The sequence below is a fragment of the bacterium genome (genome assembly GCA_004299235.1).
GTDB lineage: Bacteria > Chloroflexota > Dormibacteria > Dormibacterales > Dormibacteraceae > SCQL01.
The window spans coordinates 1-19,573 of sequence record SCQL01000007.1; the positions used below are offsets into that span (position 1 = coordinate 1).

Sequence of the window (19,573 nt, forward strand, 5' to 3'; positions counted from 1 at the left end):
CGTACGAGGGGGCGACGGTAATCCAAGATATGAACGAGCCAATACCTAAAGTGCTCTGTAACCGATTTACGGCGGTCATCGACGGAGGCTCCCTTGAGCATGTCTTCAATTTGCCTGTCGCGATGCGCAATTGTATGTCGATGGTCGCGGAACGCGGATACCTAGTCAGCATCGTGCCAACCAACAATCTGATGGGTCACGGTTTCTATCAATTCAGTCCTGAGCTTTACTATCGTGTGCTGTGTCCAGAGAACGGCTTCCGCATGGTTATGATGCTGACCGCGGAAGTTGGATATCGGCCCCGATGGTTGGCCGTTTCCGATCCGGCTATTGTCGGTCAACGCGTTGGATTCCGAACTACCGGAGCCACGTACCTGTATGTGCTCGCGCAGAGAATCGGGACCCTAACGTCCGCTATCACTCCGCAGCAGAGTGACTATCGTGAATTGTGGTCGGCTGCTCAATCCCCAAGCGCCAATCCCGGGCTCAATAGGTGGAGGGCCAGGGTGCCGCAAGCTCTTCGTGAAGCTCGGCGGCGGATCGTTGACGCCCGCGCTAACTCAAGGCACCGAGCCGCTTTCTTTCGTGCCGTTGACATTGACGACATTATTAGCCACGGGTCTTTGGCTCGATTAGGGTAATGCAGGGACTTTCCCGCTGGCACCGTAGGGACGCCGAGTTCCAATCTGCCCTTGGGGGGAGTTCGGGATACATGTTCGCGGGTTCAGAGCTGATCCGGTCCCCTCGCATGCGCGCCATCGCACTCCACTCCGGCTCCCCCGGAACACGATTCGCCGCGTATTTAGGCAATCCGTGCGCGTTGTGGCCACAATGTTGGGACCGATCGAGAGAGGTCGGCCGCGGTCTCAACGTCGCAGCACTATCGTTCCAGACGCAATAGCATGTCTGGCCGACGATCAAACTGTGCAGTGTGCGGCGGAAGCGCACGTGTCTGGTTTAATGAGTTTCGGAAGTGCACATCATGCGGGTTCGCTTGGATGTCGGACATGCCATCCAGCTCGCAGCTTGACGACTTCTACCGTGATAACCCACTTGATCCGGAGTGGGACTCATTCATTTCAACAGCTGAATGGCCCTCCAACTTCTATGAGCATCGATTGCGAAGAATCGAGAGGTTTGTGTCGCCGGGCGCATTGCTTGATGTTGGAGTTGGCTTCGGTCGGTTTTTGGAAGTGGCACACTCACGTTGGCCTAGGGTGGTGGGTCTCGACATCACCCCAAGGGTCGTCGAGTACGTACTACGTAACCGCGGATTAAAAGTGGATCTCGGAGTCCTTCGGGATCTCCGTTACGGCTCATCCACCTTCGACTGCATCCACATGAAAGACGTAATCGAGCACATGCCAGATGCAATGGAGAACCTGGCTGAGTGCGCGAGAATCGCGCGTCCGGGAGCCGTCCTCGTAATCGAGACACTAAACATTGACTCAATCTACGCACGTGCACGAGGCGCGGCATATCGAGGGTTCGTTCCAGGACACGTAGCGTTCTTCGGGCCCAGGTCCATTCGAACGGCGCTGGAGCGAACCGGTTTCAAACTCATGAAGCTCTACGCAGGTGATGAAATTCCCCTCAAGAACTATTCACGCCTTCGCCCGAAGAGAATGATCGCGAAGCGCGTCGCAAAACGAATTCATTTCGGCGAACTGTATTTTGCCAGTTTCGTCGCTTATGCCCAATTCCCAAGCCGACCCTAAGGGATGGCCGACTACACCAGATCGCTCCACTAGGTTCCGACGGCTACGGGTGCGCCACCCAGTTCCAGTGCCGCTTGTGCACGTGGTACTCCCTAAGGAACGTCGCCTTGTCATATGGACCGTGGCCGTCGAGGTCGAAGATGCGGAACTTGGCTCGCGCGAAAAAGGCGTACACGTCGCCCGGCGGCGCCTGGCCTCCAAACCCATGCTCGAAGACAACGATAGGTCGGCAGGCACGGATTAGGCGCTCCGCGCCGGCCAACACGAGATGCTCCGCACCCTCGACATCAATCTTGATCAGGTCAGGCGCATAGTCTGGTGGCAAGAAGTCGTCGAGGCTGACCACCGGAACTAGGATGTCTTCCGTCTTGGCGCCTCGGGGATAAGTTCGCGACAGTAGGCCACTGTAGCCTGGAGCGGTGCGGACGTACTTAAAGGTGGCGGTACCGCTGGTGGATGAGACTGCGGCCCTGCTAATCGTTACGCCCGGAAAGTCCAAGAGGAGGCGTTCATAGAACTCTGGAATGGGTTCGAAGGCATAGTGCCGTCCTTGCGGCGCACAGCGCTCCATCTCACGAAGAATGGCGCCAGTGTGCGCGCCGATGTCGATGCAGTTCGCATTCTCGCGCAAGACGAAAGCAAAGAGCATGCGCATGTGTATAGTGTCTAAATAGTCCCGGCGGCGAACTCGACTGGTCCGCGAGCGGACATACTTCAATTGATCGGCGATCCCAAGCCGGCGTGCGGCGCGATCTATCGACCGGACTAATGACATCCTTCCGCCATTAAGGCACGAGTCTATCCGCTTGGGCCACCTGATCAAGCCCATGCAAACGAGTCTTCGCTTTCTTTTGGCCTCGCGGCATCACCTAAATTCAAGTTGGGAATTGCGGCTTGTGCTGGTACGCCGGAGGAGAGGGTGAGGCCATTTGAGCTCAGACTAATGACCAGATCCTGGGCGAGGTCCCCGCTAGCCGTGAATCGCGTGCTCGTACCGGCGTTCCAGACTACTTCGAGCATGTCATTGAAGATCCCTGGCTGCTTCTGCCAGTAGATCGTCTCTGGGCCCAACTCGTGCAGCGGCCATGGGGTGTCGTATTCAAATATTGCTTCGCTTCTGCCTGCACAGCATGGGACGACGAGCCAACCGTCGAGGGTCCGCGTGCCAGCCGGGGCAGTTGGGTTCGGGATTAGGACCGCTGGCAGATTATCAGTCGTGGCAGACGCGCTAGCTGGAACATAAAGGCGCGTGTCGGCTATGTAGGTGACCCGGGCTTCCTCGCCGAGCGGTTCATTGTTTATTAACTCAACTAGAACCTTGTGGTGCAGTGTGCCACCGCTTCGTGTAAGTACCACCGTGTAATGGCGTTTGAGGAAGTAGTTCGCCTTGTTACCGTAGTAGTTGCTTTCAATCTCCATCATGTAATCCTGAGTGCCGGCCAGGTTAATGGATCCGGACCAGCCCACCCGGCTAATCTCGCCCTCAGCGCTGGGGTTGTCAAAGTACACTTGGAGATGCCTGTGAGCGGCGAGGTTACTGAGTGCCGTAATGACGGCGGGCCACTGATCGACTTGAAGGGCCGCTACACGCTTAATGAGCTGCCCTGCCATTGAGCTGACGATCCTCTTGTGATAGGCGTCAGCCGTAATGTCGCCTGGGAAAAGCTGGCTAATGAAATTACGACCCGTCACAGTTCCGAAACCATCAACGGTCACTGGGCCGGTTAGATCGAGCATCTTCGAAACCGTGTAATAGTCGATTGAAATGACACCATCTAGTCCATATCCAATACGCGGCTTGACGAAGGTTTCAGCCGTCTTGGCATTTGACTCAAAGTCGGGGTAGATGTTGGAATCGACGAAGCTCCAGCTGAGGTTAGGAGCCTTCTCGCGATAGGGATCTGGTAGCGGGATGAATCCGGCTTGGCCAGGTTGGGGGCGCGGATTGACGAGGTCATAAGCGTCGCCGCTTCGGATCACCGACAGCATGCCGTTCTCGGCCCGGATAAGACTGTATGTACCAATGAAACCGCCACCGGCCCGGAGCTCGGACGGGTTGACCTGCTCGACAAGGTAAGTGCGAGTTCCGTTACCGCCGAGCACCTCATGAAGGACTGGCACGAGGCGATCAAGTTCGCCGAGGCCGGCCAAACCTGACTCAATGCCATCACGTGCCCTGAGGAAGGTTGCCTTCTGGTCGGCGGGAACGACTGCGAGATCGACTTGCAAAGCACCGTTCTGGGCCCGTTGTAAGTCGCTGCGGACTTTGACTAGGGTGGGTTGGGCCTCGTCAACCACTGTCAAAATATTGCGGCCCCCTTGGCCTGCGTCGGTTGGCTTGATGAACTGACTGTCGAAGGCCGACAGGTCTTGGCCGGCGTCAGAGAGCGCTACCCCCATTTCAGCGATGCCGTCAACGGCCGCATGCCGGGATTGCGCCAGACTACCGGCTCCCGGCAGAAGCTCTAGGTCGTGCAGCAGCCGACTGTTGTCAGCGAGCTGGCTGGCAGCCAGGAATTTGCCTTTGGCGGCGACAAACTGAGCAACCGCTTCAGTAACCAGGCTGGCGTCGCGTTTGGTGCTGGCCTGTTTAAGGGCATTCTTGCCCACCTCCAGCTCGCGCTGCCCCGCTTGTAGATCTGCCGTAATCGCGGCCTGAAGCTTGTCGGCTCGGGGCTTCAGCGCGATGTAACCAACGGCGGTCCCAGCGCTGACTAATACCAGCAGGATCAGGATTGCGCCCGCCAGCAGCCGATGAGAGCGGAGCCGGCGGCGCCTTTTCGAGCGCACCCGCGGCAGTTTACCAGTCGCCCGTGCCCCCTCCATTTACCGCTAATTTCAACAGATACTTAAAACGCTGTAACCTGCTCCAACTCGGAGCTTAAGCCATGGCAGGGAGAAGGCAACTGAAGCCTGGTCGCGCACGTTGAGGGGATTTCGGGTTCAGCTGGCGCTGATCGTCGTTCTCGTGGCGGTCGTTGGCGCCCTCCTCCACCCTCTCGCCCTGCTGCTGGCGATCGCTCCCTTTGACACCAAGGGGCTGATTCGGTTCATGGAGGAGGTTCGGTCGGTTATCGCCGACTTCCTTGGCTGGGGAGTACTCAGCCTTCTGGCGGTGATGGTCCTCTTTGTCGTGAAGGGGCGCCTATCTCGTGGTTCCGAGCCAACCGCTGATCGAGCGGCTTCCGCTCTGGCGCGGCAGCCTCGAGCCACCGTCGCAATTACCGCCTACAACGACGCGCAGGCGACTGCTCAGGCGGTGCGGGACTTACTGCGCCAACCGTGCGTCGTCAAGGTTCTCGTCATCGACAACAACTCGAGCGATGGCACGGCTCGCACGGCCGCGGCCGCGGGAGCGCAGGTCATCACCGAGTCTCGCCAGGGCTATGGATACGCGTGTATCCGTGGCCTTGCTGAGGCTCTCGAGGTGGCCGATGCCGACGTCGTCATCCTCACCGAAGGAGATGGCACCTTCTTTGCCGACGACGTCGCCAAGTTTCTCGCATACATCGACCACGCCGACCTGGTGGTGGGTAACCGCGTGGTCAGGGGCCTCGTCGATTCCGATTCGCAGATGGACTACTTCTTCACCTGGGGCAATATGGCGGTCGCGATGCTGTTGCGGCTTCGGTTCTGGGATGGGCGGCATCTCGGGCCGGCCGGGCTCATGGACGTCGGATGCACCTTTCGCGCCATCCGCCGCCAGGCGCTGGAGCGAATCCTCCCCGACCTGGTCGTGGGCGGCAACCACTTCTCTCCGCACATGCTTCTCGTTGCCATGGCCCGCGGCCTCTCAGTCGTGGAGATCCCGATCCGGTTCCGGCGCCGGTTCGGGCCGTCGAAGGGAGCCAGCCAGAGTCTTGGGAAAGGGCTTCAGGTCGGCCTGGTCATGATCTGGCACATCATGACCTTCCGGCTCCGGCCCAGTCCCCGAACGGAGCCGGCGACGCGCGAATCGCGGTCCGAGCCGGCAGCAGCGGATGGACTGGCCACAGTCGACGAGCACGGGGTCGCGATCGTCAGCGATCGTACGTAGAGTGCGGTCAGATCGCTCGGCCCCTCACCCTAGCCCTCCCCCCGGCGGGGAGAGGGGATGGCGAGCAGAAGAACGCTCGGCCACTCGCCCCAGCCCTCTGTCCTTCGGGGAGGCGGGACTGTGGGCCGATGAACCCTCGGCCCCTCACCCGAGCCCTTTCCCCTTTGGGGAGTGGGGATTACGGGCAGACGACTCCTCGGCCACTCGCTCTGGCCCTCTGCCCTTCGGGGAGGCGGGACCACGCGCAGATGAACCCTCGGCCCCTCACCCTTGCCCTCTCCCTGCTGGGGAGAGGGGATCACGGGCAGAAGAAAAGTCGGCCGCTCGCCGTAGCCCTCTGCGACCACGGGCAGATGCCTCGAACCCTGACCCTAGCCATCTCCCCTTTGGGGAGAGGGGATTGCGGGCAGACGAATCCCCGGACCCTCACCCTGGCCCACTCCCTTTCAGGGGGAGGGGGCTGCGGGTACTTTTCTTTGCCACCAGGGATTGGTATCACCCGGCCACTACCGGGGGCGACATCACGATGTGGGAGCACGCGCGCTACGTGGCTTCAGTCGGGCACGAGGTCACCTTCCTGACGGCCGGCTATGCCGGTGCCGCGCGCGAGGAGACGCGGGACGGCATCCATGTAGTCCGTCTCGGGGGTATCCACTGGCTTTGGCTGCGGACGTTCCTCTATTACGCGGCCAAGGGGCGCGGCCGGTATGACCTCGTCATTGCTGAGGGGTTCGGTGGTAGCCGCATTCCTCGCATGGCGCCGCTCTATGTGAGGGAGCCGATCATCACCGAGTGGCACCAGATCCATCGGGACCTGTTTGCGATCCAGTATCCGAAGCTGCTCAACGGTCCCCTGAACCTTCTCGAGCGGGTCACCGCGCGGGTGCATCGGAACACCCTTGTGCGCGCGGGGACCGAGGAGTGGCGCCGGGCGTTTCCCAGCATCGGCTTCAAGCCTGAGAACGTGTTTCTGCTTCCGGTGAGCATTCGGGACGAGTGGCTGAGTTCTGCTCACTTTTCCTCCACGCCCCTCACCCCAACCCTCTCCCCTATGGGGAGAGGGGGCGCTACTTCCCCCACCTTTCTCTGGCTGGGCAAGTTGCGGCGCTACAAGTGTCCCGATCATGCGGTTCGGGCCATGGTGGAGGTGGTCAAGCGCGTGCCTTCGGCCAAGCTGGTCCTTGCGATTCGCCGTGATGACTTGAAGTACGAGGCGCAGCTTCATTCACTTGTGACGGGGCTTGGGCTTGGGGAGCACGTGGAGTTTCGCCTCAACGTGAGCGAGGCCGAAAAGCGCGATTTGCTGCGTTCCGTCCGTGCCCTTGTTGTGCCTTCCGCCGTGGAGGGGTTTGGGATCGTGGTGCTCGAGGCCAACGCCTGTGGCGTACCCGTGATCGCAAGCTCCGGCGTGCCCGAGGGCGCTGTCGAGGGTGGGGTGAACGGGCTGCGCTATCCGTTCGGCGACGTCAAGGCGCTGGGCGATCGGATGGTTCAGATATTCGAGGACGAATCCCTTCATTCCCGCCTGTCGCGCAACGCGCTGGAGCGGGTCGCCGACTTCAGCTGGAGCCGCGTGGGAGCGCGGTTCGAGCAGATCGCCGTCGCGGCTGCGGCTCGCCGGCAGCCGGACCATGTCGCTCAGAGCTGAACCTCTGACCGATCCCGTTGCCCTGGGCGATGTCCGTTCTCCGTGGTTGTGGCGCGCCCTCGTCGCCGCTTCGGCGCTCACGTTCGCGGCCGTGCTCCATCTCACCAGCTACAAGAACTTCTTCTACGACGAGTGGGACTTCGTCACCGCCTACCGGCCGAGCCAGTCCACCTCGATCCTGTTCCCACACAACGAGCACTGGTCGACCATCCCGATCCTGATCTGGAAGCTCCTGTTCTTGCTGTTCGGCATCCGAACCCACGTCCCCTACGAGGCTATGGCCGTGGCCGGGCACGTGGCCTGCGTCCTGCTCCTGTTCGAGCTCGTGCGCCGGCGCTCCGGAGAGCTGCCCGCCTTCGCGACGGCGCTCATCCTGCTGGTGCTGGGGACCGGCGCCAGCGACATCGTGCTCGCGTTCCAGTTCACCTGGACGCTGTCCATCGCCTTCGGGCTGGCGGCCATGCTCGTGATCGACACCAGCCCCCCAAGCTTTACCTGGCGGCGCGTTGCCGCGCTGCTGGCTCTTTTGCTGGGCTCGTTGATGTCCTCAGGTCTCGGCCTTGGTTTTCTCGTTGCCATTGGGGTTCAGCTGCTGCTTGAACGCGATCGCCGCCTGCTCCTGGTCGCGGTCGCCGCCGCCCTCGGCGTCTACCTGCTGTGGTTCGCCACCAACGGTTCGATCGGGTCGCCCTGCGGCGGGTGCCCGACGGCGCTGGGCGCCATCCGCTCGACCGACCCGGGCAACCTCCTGGACGCCGCGCGGTTCGAAGGGCTGGGCCTTACCGCGTCTGTTCTCGGTCTCTTCGGGTTGACGGTCTTCGGCCTGCCGGGGCTGCTGGTCGAGGCGATCCTGGTCGCGTTCGTCGGCCTCCTCGTCTGGCATTGGTACCGGCACGACGGCGTCCAGAGCTGGGAGGTCGGCCTGATCGCGGGGCTGCTGGCGCAGTTCACGCTGGTCGCCATCGTTCGGGCCAGGCTCCAGGTCGTCGGCGCCGCGGATCCGCATTACGTCTATGTCGGCGGCGTCTACCTGCTGCCGGTCGCCGCCAACGCTTTGAAGCGCATACCGTCGCGCCCGCTGTTCAGGCCCGTGATGGCGGCCGCTTTCGCGCTGATCGTCTGGAGCAACGCGTCGCTCCTGGTCCAGCAGGCGCAGCTCCAGCAGAACCTGATGCGGACGGAGAATGCGGAGCTGCGCGTGGTCGAGCTGTTCCGCGGCGCGCCGGACATGGCGCTGGACGGCCCCCTCGACGCCGACATCATGCCCCAGCTCACGGCCGCGCGGTATTACGCGGCGATCGACGAATTGGGCTCTCCGGTACCCGGCTCGGTGCCGACCTCTTTGGACAGCCTGCCCGCGAACGTCGTCGACCGGCAGCTGGTGGCCTTGTTCGGATCCGCCTTGACGGTCTCGTCCGATGTTGAGAGCGCCCCCAGCCCGTGCTCCGGCTTCGCGTCCTCGGGTCCTTCGACCCTGGACGCCATGGTGCCTGACGGCGGGACGATTCTCTTGCGCGCCGACCACGGCATCTCCGCGGCCCTATCGCTCGGCGTGCTCGCGCCAGCCACGTCGCGGCCGCTGCTCCGGATAGGCCCGTCCAGTGGTCAGGCATGGGTCCACCTGCCGAAAACAGGGAAGCCAGTCGTCTGGCGCCTCAGGATCAGAACCGCATCTTCCGCGACCAACCTGTCGGTGTGTGGCGGCGCCCACGTCCAGTTCCACACCGGCACCAGCCTGTTCAGCGCGGAGGCCGCGGGTGGATCATTGGACGCTCCATGGACGTCGACATCCGACTCCGCCGCCTACGGCGGCCTCGCGGCCAGACTGCCCGCCGCGACCGCGTCGCGAGCGCGAAACATCTTTGGCGCGCCGATGCTCGTAGACCGCGGAACGTATGACGTCTGGTACCGGGCGAGAGTGGCCGACAGCAGCGGGAGCGCACCCGAGATGACCCTCGGGCTGTTCGACCCCACCCACCAGAGCTGGGTCGGCGGCACGATCTATCGAGCGAGCACGCTGGGCACGTCGTACCGGTGGGTCAAGGCGGTGACCGGCATGGTCAAGCGCTCAGGAGATCCCCTGGTCTTCGCCGCCGAGTTCGACCCGCATGCTGGCCGGCTGGGCACGGACTGGTTCATCGATGAGGGAGTGATCCTGCCCGCGGGCTCTCCCCCACCTGTTGACGCAACTCCGTTTGCGTAAGGCACTCTCGTGCGCGGTGCCGGCGCTGGCCCTTGCCATGCTGGCGATCACCGCGGTGCCGGCGCAGGTGTGGCGGGCGCCGGTCAACGATGCCGTGTACACCGGTTTCGATCCCAACCTCGCCTTCACGGCCGAGGCGGGTTCGGGGACGGCGCGCGTGTCCAGAGCCGAGGTCGACATGACGGCGCCGGCGAGCGTGAACCTCGCCACCACTCTGCTGCCCAAGCTCAGCTCTTCCTTCGACGTGGTGGTCGAGAATGCAGGCGACGCGACGCAGCCCGCGCGAGTCGGCTTCTGGTCTCCGTGGACGGAGACGGGCCAGTTCATCTTGTTCGGTCCGGCGCCGGGGCACCTGATCACGGCGGAGACGATCGTCAAGGGGAAGAACGGGCCCACGCTGCTGAGCGGAGACGTCACCACCTTGCATGAGCTCGGTAGCTACCGCTTGGGACTGCCGTACAAGGTCGCGGTCGTGCTCGACAAGACTCTTGGCACGATCACCTACAGGGTCACCGGCCCGGATGTGACGAATGCCGTCGCCTCGGTCCCCACCTCGGTCTTCGGCAACGTCCAGGTATCGCTCAACGCATCCGCGGCGCCGGACGGCGGCTCGAGCCACGTAGTGCTCCGAAACTTCAGCCTCACCCTTCCCCATCAACGGATCTGGGCGACGAAGGCTGACGATCCGCTGCAGACCACGATCCTCGTCATCCTCGCCCTCGCGGGGCTTGTTCTTCTCGCCCTCGCCGCGGCCGGCCGTCGTCCGCACTGGCGCAGCGTGCGCATGCCTGCCATCCAGCGAGGCCCCGTCCTGTACGCGATGGCGGGAGCTGTTGCCTTCTACCTGGCCGGCAACGCGCTGCTGTTCGTGCTCGGCGGGCAGCCCTTCGACATGGGCGACGAGAAGCTGTACGCATATGTCGCGCGGACTTACGGTCTCGCCCAGCTGTATTACCTGCCCAACATCGTTTCGATGACGTGGGTCTGGGGCGGCATCCCGTACATCGAGTCCGCCTTTCCCTACGAGCCGACCTCCGCCTACCTCCACACGGCGATCGGCTGGCTGGGTAGCTTCCTGTTCGCGGGCGGAGGCACCTTCAGCCCGCGCTCGGTGCAGATCGAGTACCTCACCAAGTCGGTCAACGTCCTCTTTGGGCTAGCGGACGCCGGGCTGATCTACCTCCTGTCGCGGCACATTGGGCTGAGCAGGCGGTGGAGCGCGATCGCGGGCGCCCTGTTCCTGTTCAACCCGGCGGTCTGGTTCAGCATGTCGGTCTGGGGCCAGACGCACGTGTTCAGCCTCTGCCTGGTCCTGACTTCCATCTGGCTCGCTGAGAAGCAACACGTCACCGGCGCGTGGCTGCTGCTCGCGGCCTCCTGCCTCACGCGCCCACAGATGCTGGTGTTCGGCCTGCTCCTCGGCATCGTGTTCTTGCGGAAGTCCACCTGGAGGCAGAACCTCACATCGCTTTCGTGGACGGTGATCGTGGTGTTCATCCTCCTGACGCCCTTCACGCTCGCGACGAGCGCCTCGCTACCGGTCGACGTGATGCTTCACAACCTCAACGTCCAGGAGGGTGGGGGCAATGTGGCGATCCTGACCACGGTCTCCCAGGACTCCTACTCGATCTGGCCGCTGGTCACCTACGCGGTGCGGGGCGCCTCAAGCCTCTCGAGGGCCTTCACGCCGAGCTCGGACCTGCTGATCGGATCGCTGACCTACGCGCGTGTGAGCCAGATCCTCACCGTGTCGGCGATGCTGGTCGTGGCGGGGACGCTGGTGTTCAAGAAGAAGGCCACCGATGGAGCGGGGGCCTACATCCCGTTCGTCGCGATCGGCATCGCTTCCTTCCTCATGCTCCTGACCGGAATCGTGTCCACCCACTTCCTGCTTGCGCTGCCCTTCCTTCTCCTCTCACGCAAGTGGATGAGCAACCAGGCCTACTACTTCGTGATCGCGATCTGGAGCATCACCACCTTTGTCCCCATGTATGGCGACATGGGGGTGGTGATATCGGCCCAGGACTATCCCCTACTGGCGCGCACACACAACCAGGTGACGCAGTTCTTCGTGAACTTGTATTCCTCCGATCGCTTCATCACGGTCGCGGTTGTCGCCAACATATGTGCCGTGATCTGGCTTGCCCTGCTCGCCTTCCGCTCCGCTCCGCCCGTTCCCGAAGCCTGTTGATGGCGGGACCACCGCTGGTCAGCATCGGGCTGCCCGTCTACAACGCCGAGCGCTACCTGAAGCTCGCCCTCGACTCGCTCGTGGCCCAGGACCATCCGAACTTCGAGCTGATCATCTCCGACAACGCGTCGACCGACGGCACCGAGAAGATCTGCCGGTCGTACGCGCAGCGAGACGCGCGCGTGCGCTACCACCGGGCCGAGCACAACATGGGCGCGATCTGGAACTTCAACCGGGTGTTCGAGCTGGCCCGCGGCGAGTACTTCATGTGGGCGGCGCATGACGATCTGCGCGATCCGCGCTGCGTGAGCGCGTGCGTCGCCGCCATGCAAACGAGGCCCGATGCCGTGCTCTGCTGCACCGGCATCCGCTTCATCGACGAGGACGGTGGCGCCATCGACGTTGCGCCGCACGTGGCCGGCATTCGCCCCACCGGCAGGACGCCAGGCGAGCGGCTGCGTCAGGTGGCCCGGGCCTGCAACTGGTACGACTTTTACGGCCTGGCAAGGACCTCGGCGCTGAGCCGGACACGGCGCGCATTCCCAACTTGGGGCTTTGACGTGGTCGTTTTGCTCGAACTCTGCCTGCGCGGCACGGTCGTGCTGGTGCCTGAGCCGCTGTTCTCCTACCGTCTGATCGCGGTCAAGACCGAGCCGGGCATGGCCGTCTCGCTCAGCTCGGATGGGGGCATCGGCGTCTGCTGGAGCTGTATGACGATCGAGATGCTGCGCGCGATCTGGCTCGCTCCATTCGGAGTGCCGGAGAGGCTGGCTCTGGCGGTCTTGTTCCTCGTGAACTTCTGCTTCCTCAACTGGCGGGTGGCCGCCCACCTGCGCCGCGACCTGGCGCCCAACATTCGAATCGCGCTTCGCGAGCGGCGCTTGGGCCGGTCGGCTGTGCTCCTGGTCGTCGGAGCGCTCGTCTACCCCGTGTACAACCGCCTGACGCAGGCGCTCTACCACCGAGCCAGGCGGGCGGGCGAGGGTGTGTCGGGGGCTTAGCTTCCTCCCCCTCGACCTGTTGGAGCAAGGGACGCCCCGCGCGCGCCCGGCTCCTCCGGAGGGAGGGAGGTGCGTCGCGGGTAACATGTCTGCTCGAAGTGAAAGTCGTGATCCTGGCTGGCGGCCTCGGCACGCGCCTTTCGGAAGAGACCGAGATGAGGCCGAAACCGCTGGTCGAGATCGGGGGTCACCCGATCATCTGGCACATCATGAAGCACTACGTGCGACACGGATTCAACGAGTTCGTGGTCGCGCTGGGCTACAAGGGCGAGGAGCTCAAGCGCTATTTCCTCGACTATCACCGCCTTCGCGCCAACCTGACGATCGACCTCGCCACCGGACAGCCCAACTTCCACGAGGCGGCTGACGAGGCGTGGACCGTGCACCTCATCGACACCGGCCTCAAGACCAATACCGGAGCTCGCGTCAAGCGCCTGCAGCCGTGGCTCGAGGGCGAGACGTTCATGCTGACGTACGGCGACGGGGTCTGCGACATCGACCTGCGGGAACTGCTGCGATTCCACCGCCAGCATGGGCGTCTGGCGACGGTGACCGCCGTGCGGCCTCCGTCCCGTTTCGGCGGCCTGATCTTCGACGGCGACATGGTGTCCGACTTCACCGAGAAACCTCAGATCGGCGAGGGCTGGATCAACGGCGGCTTCATGGTCATGGAGCCGGGAGTGTTCAAGTATCTCGATGGAGACGATCTGAGCCTGGAAGCCGACGCCCTCGAGCATCTGGCTGCGGACCGGCAGCTGGCCGCCTACAGGCACAAGCAGTTCTGGCAATGCATGGACACCCTGCGCGACGTGCGCCTGCTGGAAGGCCTGTGGCAAAGCGGCCGTCCGCCGTGGAAGACCTGGGAGTGAACAGCCACGTCCATTCGGCGGCACCGCCCGAGTTCTGGCGCGACCGGCCGACATTCGTCACCGGAGCATCCGGACTCGTGGGCGGATGGCTGGTCAAGCGCCTGGTGGCCGCGGGGGCCGAGGTCGTGTGCCTCGTCCGCGACTGGGTGCCGCAGAGCGAGCTCCTGCGCGCCAAGCTCCTCGACGATGTCAAGACGGTACGGGGGGACCTGCGCGACCAGGCCCTGCTCGAGCGAGTGCTGGGCGAGTACGAGGTCGACACGGTGCTCCACCTGGCCGCGCAAACCATCGTGCCGATCGCCAACCGCAACCCCATCTCGACCTTCGAGACCAACGTGGCCGGCACCTGGGCGCTCCTCGAGGCGTGCCGCCGCAGTCCGGCGGTCAAGCAGATCGTGGTCGCGTCGTCCGACAAGTCGTACGGCGACCAGGAGCGCCTGCCATACGACGAAACCATGCCCCTGGCGGGGCGGCATCCGTACGACGTCAGCAAGTCCGCGGGCGACCTTATCGCGCAGTCCTACGCCGCCACCTACGGCCTCCCGGTGCTGATCACCCGCTGCGGCAACTTCTACGGCGGAGGCGATCTCAACTGGAGCCGGATCGTGCCTGGCACCATCCGCTCGGTCTTGCGCGGCAAGCGCCCTGTCATCCGCTCCGACGGACAGTTCGTGCGTGACTACTTCTACGTCGAGGACGGCGCCGCCGCCTACACCCTGTCCGCGGAGCGCCTGGCCTCCAACCGCGCGCTTGCGGGCGAGGCTTTCAACTTTTCCAACGAGCAGCCCATCAACGTGATCGAGGTGACCAGGCTCGTCCTGAAGCTGATGGGATCCGACCTCGAGCCTGACATCCGCAACGAAGCCGCGAACGAGATCCGCTGCCAGTACCTCAGCGCCGCCAAAGCGCGCGAGAGGCTGGGCTGGCGGCCCCTGTTCCAGCTGGAGGAAGGCATCGGTCTGACGATCGATTGGTACAGGGCCTTCTTCGGAGCCCAAGCGTGACCGGCTGCCGCTCATGCGGCGCGACGCAGATGGAACGGGTGCTTTCCCTGGGCCGCACGCCGCTCGCCAACGCCCTGCTCAAGGTGGACGAGATCGCCCGGCCCGAGCCCACCTTTCCGCTCGAGCTGGTGTTCTGCCCCGACTGCGCGCTGGTCCAGATCACTGAGACCGTGCCGCCGGAGCAGTTGTTCAGCCACTACCTCTACCTGTCCTCGTTCTCCGACACGATGCTCAAGCATTCAGAAGAGCTCGTACGCCAGCTGATCGAGCAGCGGAGCCTGGATGCCAACGGTCTCGTCATCGAGGTCGCGAGCAACGACGGCTACCTTTTGCAGTTCTACAAGCAGGCGGGCGTGCCGGTGCTGGGCATCGAACCCGCCGCCAACGTGGCGAAGGTGGCCGAGGACCGAGGCATCCCGACCCTGGTGCACTTCTTCGGGCGCGAGCTGGCGCAGGAGCTGCGCGACGGCGGCAGGCGGGCAGACGTGATCCACGCCAACAACGTGCTGGCGCACGTAGCCGACCTCAACGGCTTCGTCGCCGGCCTGGCGATGGCCCTGAAAGACGACGGCGTGGCCGTGATCGAGGTGCCCCACCTCAAACCGATGATCGAGCGCCTCGAATTCGACACCATCTATCACGAGCACCTCTGCTACTACTCACTGACGGCCCTGCAGCCTCTGTTCAGGCGCCACGGGCTCGAGATCGTGGACGTGCACGAGATCCCGCTGCACGGCGGATCGCTGCAGGTGCACGCGGCGCTGTCCGGACGCCTTTCGGACCGCGTCTGCCGGCTGCTGGAAGAGGAGCGCCAGGCAGGGGTCGGCGGGCGCGAGTTCTACCGCGATTTCGGTGACAAGGTCCGGAGCCTGAAGAAGGATCTGGTCGCAAAGCTGGACGCCCTCAAGTCCTCGGGCAGCCGGATCGCGGCGTATGGGGCCTCGGCCAAAGGAGCGACGCTGCTGAACTACTGCGGCATCGGGCGCGAGACGATCGACTTCGTCGCCGATCGCTCGACGGTTAAGCAGGGCCTGTACACGCCGGGCACGCACCTGCTGGTCAAGTCGCCCGAGGCGCTGGTGCAAGAGCGGCCCGACCACGTATTGCTGCTGACGTGGAACTTCGCCGACGAGATCCTCGACCAGCAGGCGGCATATCGCCAGCTGGGCGGCAAATTCATCATCCCGGTGCCCGAGCCGGTGATCGTTTGAGCGACGAGATGATCGACGGCGTCAAGGTCGTGCCTTTGCGGCGCATACCCGACGAGCGCGGGACGATCTACCACATGCTCAAGGCGACCGACCCGCACTTCTCCGGGTTCGGCGAGATCTACTTCTCGACCGTGTACCCAGGTGTCGTCAAGGGCTGGCACCGCCACGAGAACATGACCCTGCACTACGCCTGCATCCACGGCCGAGTGAAGCTGGTGATCTATGACGAGCGCGCTAGCTCGCCTACGAAGGGCGAGCTGATGGAGCTGTTCTTGGGGCCTGACAACTACTCGCTGGTGGTGATCCCGCCCGACCTCTGGAACGGTTTCAAGGGGATGGGCCGAGAGCCGGCCATCATCGCTGACCTGATCGACATCCCTCACGAGCAGGCGAAGTCGATTCGCCTCGATCCGCACCAGAATCACATCCCGTACGACTGGTCTGTCAAGGAACGGTGACCGTCCTGGTCACCGGTGCGACCGGATTCGTCGGCTCTCAGGTCGTGCGCCAGCTGGTCGCCTCCGGCGAGGACGTGGCGGTCATCGTGCGCCCAGGGAGCTTGCGTCGCCGCCTGGAGGGAGTCATCGACCGGGTACAGGTCCTCGAAGCCGACCTGGCTGACAGCGCCGCGATCGCGCGGCTGCTCGAGGCCTGCAAACCTGACGCCTGCATCCATGCCGCCTGGTTCGCTGAACCGGGCAAGTACCTGGACTCCGCGCGCAACCTCGATTCTCTGCGCTCGAGCTTCGACTTTCTGGAGCGACTGGCGAACGCCGGCTGCCTGCACCTGGTCGGCATCGGGACCTGCTTCGAATACCAGATGCAGAGGACGACGCTAACCGAAGACTCGCCCGTCAGGCCGTTCACCCTGTACGCGGCGGCCAAGCTGGCCTTCTACCTCGTCGCCGCGCAGCGGGCGGCGCAGCTGGGCATGGGCCTGGCGTGGGCGCGCCTCTTCTACCTGTACGGGCCGTACGAGGACGAGCGGAGAGTGGTGCCCGCCGCGATCAAGGCGTTGAGCGCCGGCCGTGCGTTTGCCGGCACATCCGGAGAGCAGGTGCGCGATTATCTGCACGTCGAGGACGTCGCCTCGGGGTTGTGTGCGCTGAGCCGCCACAGGCTCAGCGGAGCGTTCAATGTGTGCTCGTCCGAGCCTGTTACCATTGCCGACCTCATGCGGACCTTGGGCGAGCTCCTGGGTCGACCAGAGCTGATCCGCCTGGGCGCCCTCCCCAATCGCGAGCGGGACCCCGAGTACGTCTGCGGAGATAACCACAGGTTGCGCACCGAGGCTCATTGGGCGCCCCGCTATGCGCTGCGGGATGGGCTCGCTCAGACGATCGAATGGTGGAGGAAAGCCGCATGACAGACGAACCCGAACTCTTCGAACAGAGACCCCACTCGAAGATCAAAGTCAACACCGACGACGGCCCGCGGGAGCTGGACATCTACACACCCGAGGGGTTCAAGGTCGTCTCCAACCTGTTCACGCGCTCGGGCTGGCAGCAGAAGATCAGCTACGAGCCCACGTGGCTGGGCATCCCCATCATCCAGACGCCGGAAGACATCGTGATGATGCAGGAGCTCATCTGGAAGGTCCGCCCGGACGTCATCATCGAGTGCGGTGTGGCGCATGGCGGCGCGGTCGTCCTCTACGCATCGATGCTCGAGCTGCTCGGCAAGGGCCACGTGATCGGGGTCGACGTCGAGATCCGAAAGTACAACCGGCTCGCGCTGCAGAGCCACCCGCTGAGCCGCCGCTTCACTCTCATCGAGGGAAGCTCGGTCGAGCCGGCGACGGTCGACGAGGTGCGTCGCCTCATCCAGCCCGACGACAAGGTGCTGGTGGCGCTTGACTCCAACCACACCGCGGCGCACGTGGCCAAGGAGTTGCGCATGTACGCACCCCTGGTGACGCCGGAGAGCTATGTGGTTGTCTTCGACGGCGTGATGCAGGTGCTGACGGACGCTCCGGGCGGCTCACCGACCTGGGACAGGGACAACCCGTGGCACGCGGTGCGGGAGTACATCGAAGAGAACGACGAATTCCAAGTCGATCCCTACTACAACCGGCTCAAGGTGACCCACTGTCCAGGCGGCTTCCTGAAGCGGGTGAAAAAGCGCCGCCAGTAGCCGCTATGGTGGGCTGAGATGACCCGGCTCACCAAGAACGTCATCTACAACGTCACGGGCCAGAGCCTGGTCCTAGTCGTCAGCCTGATCGCGGTCCGGTTCATCTTCCGGCGTCTCGGGGACGACGTCTTCGGGATCATCTTCTTCAACATCGTCCTGACGACTGTGCTCTCGAGCGCCCTCGAGCTCGGCGTCTCCTCGACCATCGTGCGCGAGGTCTCGAGCCGGATGAAGTCCGAGCCGGAGTACGTCCGGACCCTCATCCGGACGGCCTCAGCGCTTTACTGGGGTGCCGGCCTCGTGCTGGTGGCGGTCATCTGGGTCACCGCCCCGCTCCTGGTGAGCCACTGGGTCAACCTGCGCACGATCGATTCGCAGACCGCCGCGACCTTGCTGCGAGTCATGAGCGCCACGTCGCTGGTGGCGCTGCCGCGAAGCCTCTACGCCAGCCTGATCCGGGGCCGGCAGATGATGCACTTGAACAACGCCATCGACGTCGGCGCGGCCCTCACGCAGCAGGCGGGCATCTTGCTCATCCTGCTAGTCGGCGATCGGGCGTACGCGGTCGCGGCCTGGATCTCCATCAACGCGCTCCTGACCATCGCCGCTTACGTGATCACCGCCGCCCGGCTGTTCGGTTCAGGAGCACTGACCCCGATGTTCTCGGTGCCGGTGATCCGCCGGAACCTGGCCTTCACGAGCCACATGATGGTGATCTCGACCCTCTCGCTGGTCCACACACAAGCCGCGCAGGTGATCGTGAGCAAGCTGCTGCCGATCGCGGAGTTCGGCTTCTACAGCTTCGTATGGTCGACGGTGAACCGGGCGGCGCTGGTCACAGTGGCCTCGGCTCAGGCCGCGTTCCCGTCGTTCTCGGAGCTGTTCGCCGCGGGCGACCGGCTTCGCCTCCTGCAGCAGTACCGCAAGCTGCAGGACCTCGTGTGCTACGGGACGCTGCCGCTCTTCACAGGCATCTGCTTTGCGGCGCTGCCGGTTTACGGCTATGTCTTCAACGCCGGCGTGGCGCAGCGCCTCTTGCTGCCCACCGCGTTTCTCGCGCTAGGCTCATGGATGAATGGGACGCTGACCGTTCCATACACGCTCTCGGTCGCGGTGGGTAAGCCCCAGATCGCTGCCCGCACGAACACGTACGCGCTCCTGGTCGTGCTGCCCGTGACTGTGCTGCTGATCTTCGTGTTCGGATTGCCGGGCGCCGGTTTCTCCTGGGTCTTCTACCACCTGTTCATGTACAGCTACATGGTCCCGAGGATCTGTCGGGAATGTCTGCAGAGCAGCCCCTGGGCCTGGTATGGGCATGTGGCCAAGGCACTTGGCCTGGCAGCGGTGACCTACGGAGTCGCGTGGCTGGTGGTGAGCGCCGTTGGGACATTCACGTTGCCGGTCCTCGTCGCCGCATACCTCGTCGCGACGGCCGCGTTCGCGGTTGGAGCCAATGCCATGATCGGTGCGGACCTGAAGGAGACGCTGCGGCAAACACTCCAGCGACTCAGAGGTTCGCTCCGGTCTCCTGGCGAACTGGCCAAACCCTAGACTTTCCA

The 19,573-nt window shown here is 63.8% G+C and carries 15 protein-coding genes; 13 read left to right on the forward strand and 2 right to left on the reverse strand.

Annotated features, from left to right (window positions below):
* The first annotated feature begins 902 nt into the window (after positions 1-902).
* Complete coding sequence (locus EPN29_02530; GenBank protein ID TAN34568.1) at positions 903-1,718, forward strand: class I SAM-dependent methyltransferase; 816 nt, start codon at positions 903-905, stop codon at positions 1,716-1,718.
* Positions 1,719-1,761: 43 nt separating this feature from the next.
* Here EPN29_02530 and EPN29_02535 read toward each other — a convergent pair whose 3' ends face one another.
* Positions 1,762-2,547, reverse strand: a complete 786-nt coding sequence (locus tag EPN29_02535) for an FkbM family methyltransferase (protein TAN34569.1) — start codon at positions 2,545-2,547, stop codon at positions 1,762-1,764.
* Positions 2,538-4,544, reverse strand: a complete 2,007-nt coding sequence (locus EPN29_02540; GenBank protein ID TAN34570.1) for a DUF4012 domain-containing protein — start codon at positions 4,542-4,544, stop codon at positions 2,538-2,540. The genes EPN29_02535 and EPN29_02540 overlap by 10 nt, the downstream gene beginning before the upstream one ends.
* A 100-nt stretch (positions 4,545-4,644) precedes the next feature.
* Between EPN29_02540 and EPN29_02545 the strand changes: the two genes are divergently transcribed.
* The 12 genes from EPN29_02545 (at position 4,645) to EPN29_02600 (ending at position 19,565) form a co-directional block, all read left to right on the forward strand.
* Complete coding sequence (locus EPN29_02545) at positions 4,645-5,754, forward strand: glycosyltransferase family 2 protein (GenBank protein ID TAN34571.1); 1,110 nt, start codon at positions 4,645-4,647, stop codon at positions 5,752-5,754.
* Positions 5,699-7,402, forward strand: coding sequence for a glycosyltransferase (locus EPN29_02550; GenBank protein TAN34572.1), 1,704 nt, complete (start codon positions 5,699-5,701; stop codon positions 7,400-7,402). The genes EPN29_02545 and EPN29_02550 overlap by 56 nt, the downstream gene beginning before the upstream one ends.
* On the forward strand, positions 7,386-9,605 hold the full coding sequence (locus EPN29_02555) for a hypothetical protein (GenBank protein TAN34573.1): 2,220 nt from the start codon (positions 7,386-7,388) through the stop codon (positions 9,603-9,605). The genes EPN29_02550 and EPN29_02555 overlap by 17 nt, the downstream gene beginning before the upstream one ends.
* Positions 9,598-11,796: a hypothetical protein gene (locus EPN29_02560; GenBank protein TAN34574.1), complete on the forward strand. Its 2,199-nt coding sequence runs from the start codon at positions 9,598-9,600 to the stop codon at positions 11,794-11,796. Before EPN29_02555 ends, EPN29_02560 begins: the two co-directional genes overlap by 8 nt.
* Positions 11,730-12,797, forward strand: coding sequence for a glycosyltransferase (locus EPN29_02565; protein ID TAN34575.1), 1,068 nt, complete (start codon positions 11,730-11,732; stop codon positions 12,795-12,797). Before EPN29_02560 ends, EPN29_02565 begins: the two co-directional genes overlap by 67 nt.
* Before the next feature lie 98 nt (positions 12,798-12,895).
* The gene (gene rfbF / locus EPN29_02570; protein TAN34576.1) at positions 12,896-13,666 is read left to right on the forward strand and encodes a glucose-1-phosphate cytidylyltransferase; all 771 of its coding nucleotides are present in this window, start codon (positions 12,896-12,898) and stop codon (positions 13,664-13,666) included.
* Positions 13,585-14,670, forward strand: coding sequence for an NAD-dependent epimerase/dehydratase family protein (locus EPN29_02575; GenBank protein ID TAN34577.1), 1,086 nt, complete (start codon positions 13,585-13,587; stop codon positions 14,668-14,670). Before rfbF ends, EPN29_02575 begins: the two co-directional genes overlap by 82 nt.
* A complete protein-coding gene (locus tag EPN29_02580) occupies positions 14,667-15,881 on the forward strand; it encodes a class I SAM-dependent methyltransferase (GenBank protein TAN34578.1) in 1,215 nt (404 codons plus the stop codon). Before EPN29_02575 ends, EPN29_02580 begins: the two co-directional genes overlap by 4 nt.
* 8 nt (positions 15,882-15,889) lie before the next feature.
* Entirely contained in the window at positions 15,890-16,339 is a 450-nt protein-coding gene (locus EPN29_02585; protein TAN34591.1) for a dTDP-4-dehydrorhamnose 3,5-epimerase, read from the forward strand.
* Positions 16,318-17,247 (forward strand): NAD(P)-dependent oxidoreductase, encoded by a 930-nt coding sequence (locus tag EPN29_02590; protein TAN34579.1) that lies wholly within the window; start codon positions 16,318-16,320, stop codon positions 17,245-17,247. Before EPN29_02585 ends, EPN29_02590 begins: the two co-directional genes overlap by 22 nt.
* Positions 17,244-18,014, forward strand: a complete 771-nt coding sequence (locus tag EPN29_02595) for a hydroxylase (GenBank protein ID TAN34580.1) — start codon at positions 17,244-17,246, stop codon at positions 18,012-18,014. Before EPN29_02590 ends, EPN29_02595 begins: the two co-directional genes overlap by 4 nt.
* A gap of 18 nt (positions 18,015-18,032) precedes the next feature.
* On the forward strand, positions 18,033-19,565 hold the full coding sequence (locus EPN29_02600; GenBank protein ID TAN34581.1) for a hypothetical protein: 1,533 nt from the start codon (positions 18,033-18,035) through the stop codon (positions 19,563-19,565).
* The last annotated feature ends 8 nt before the right edge of the window (positions 19,566-19,573 follow it).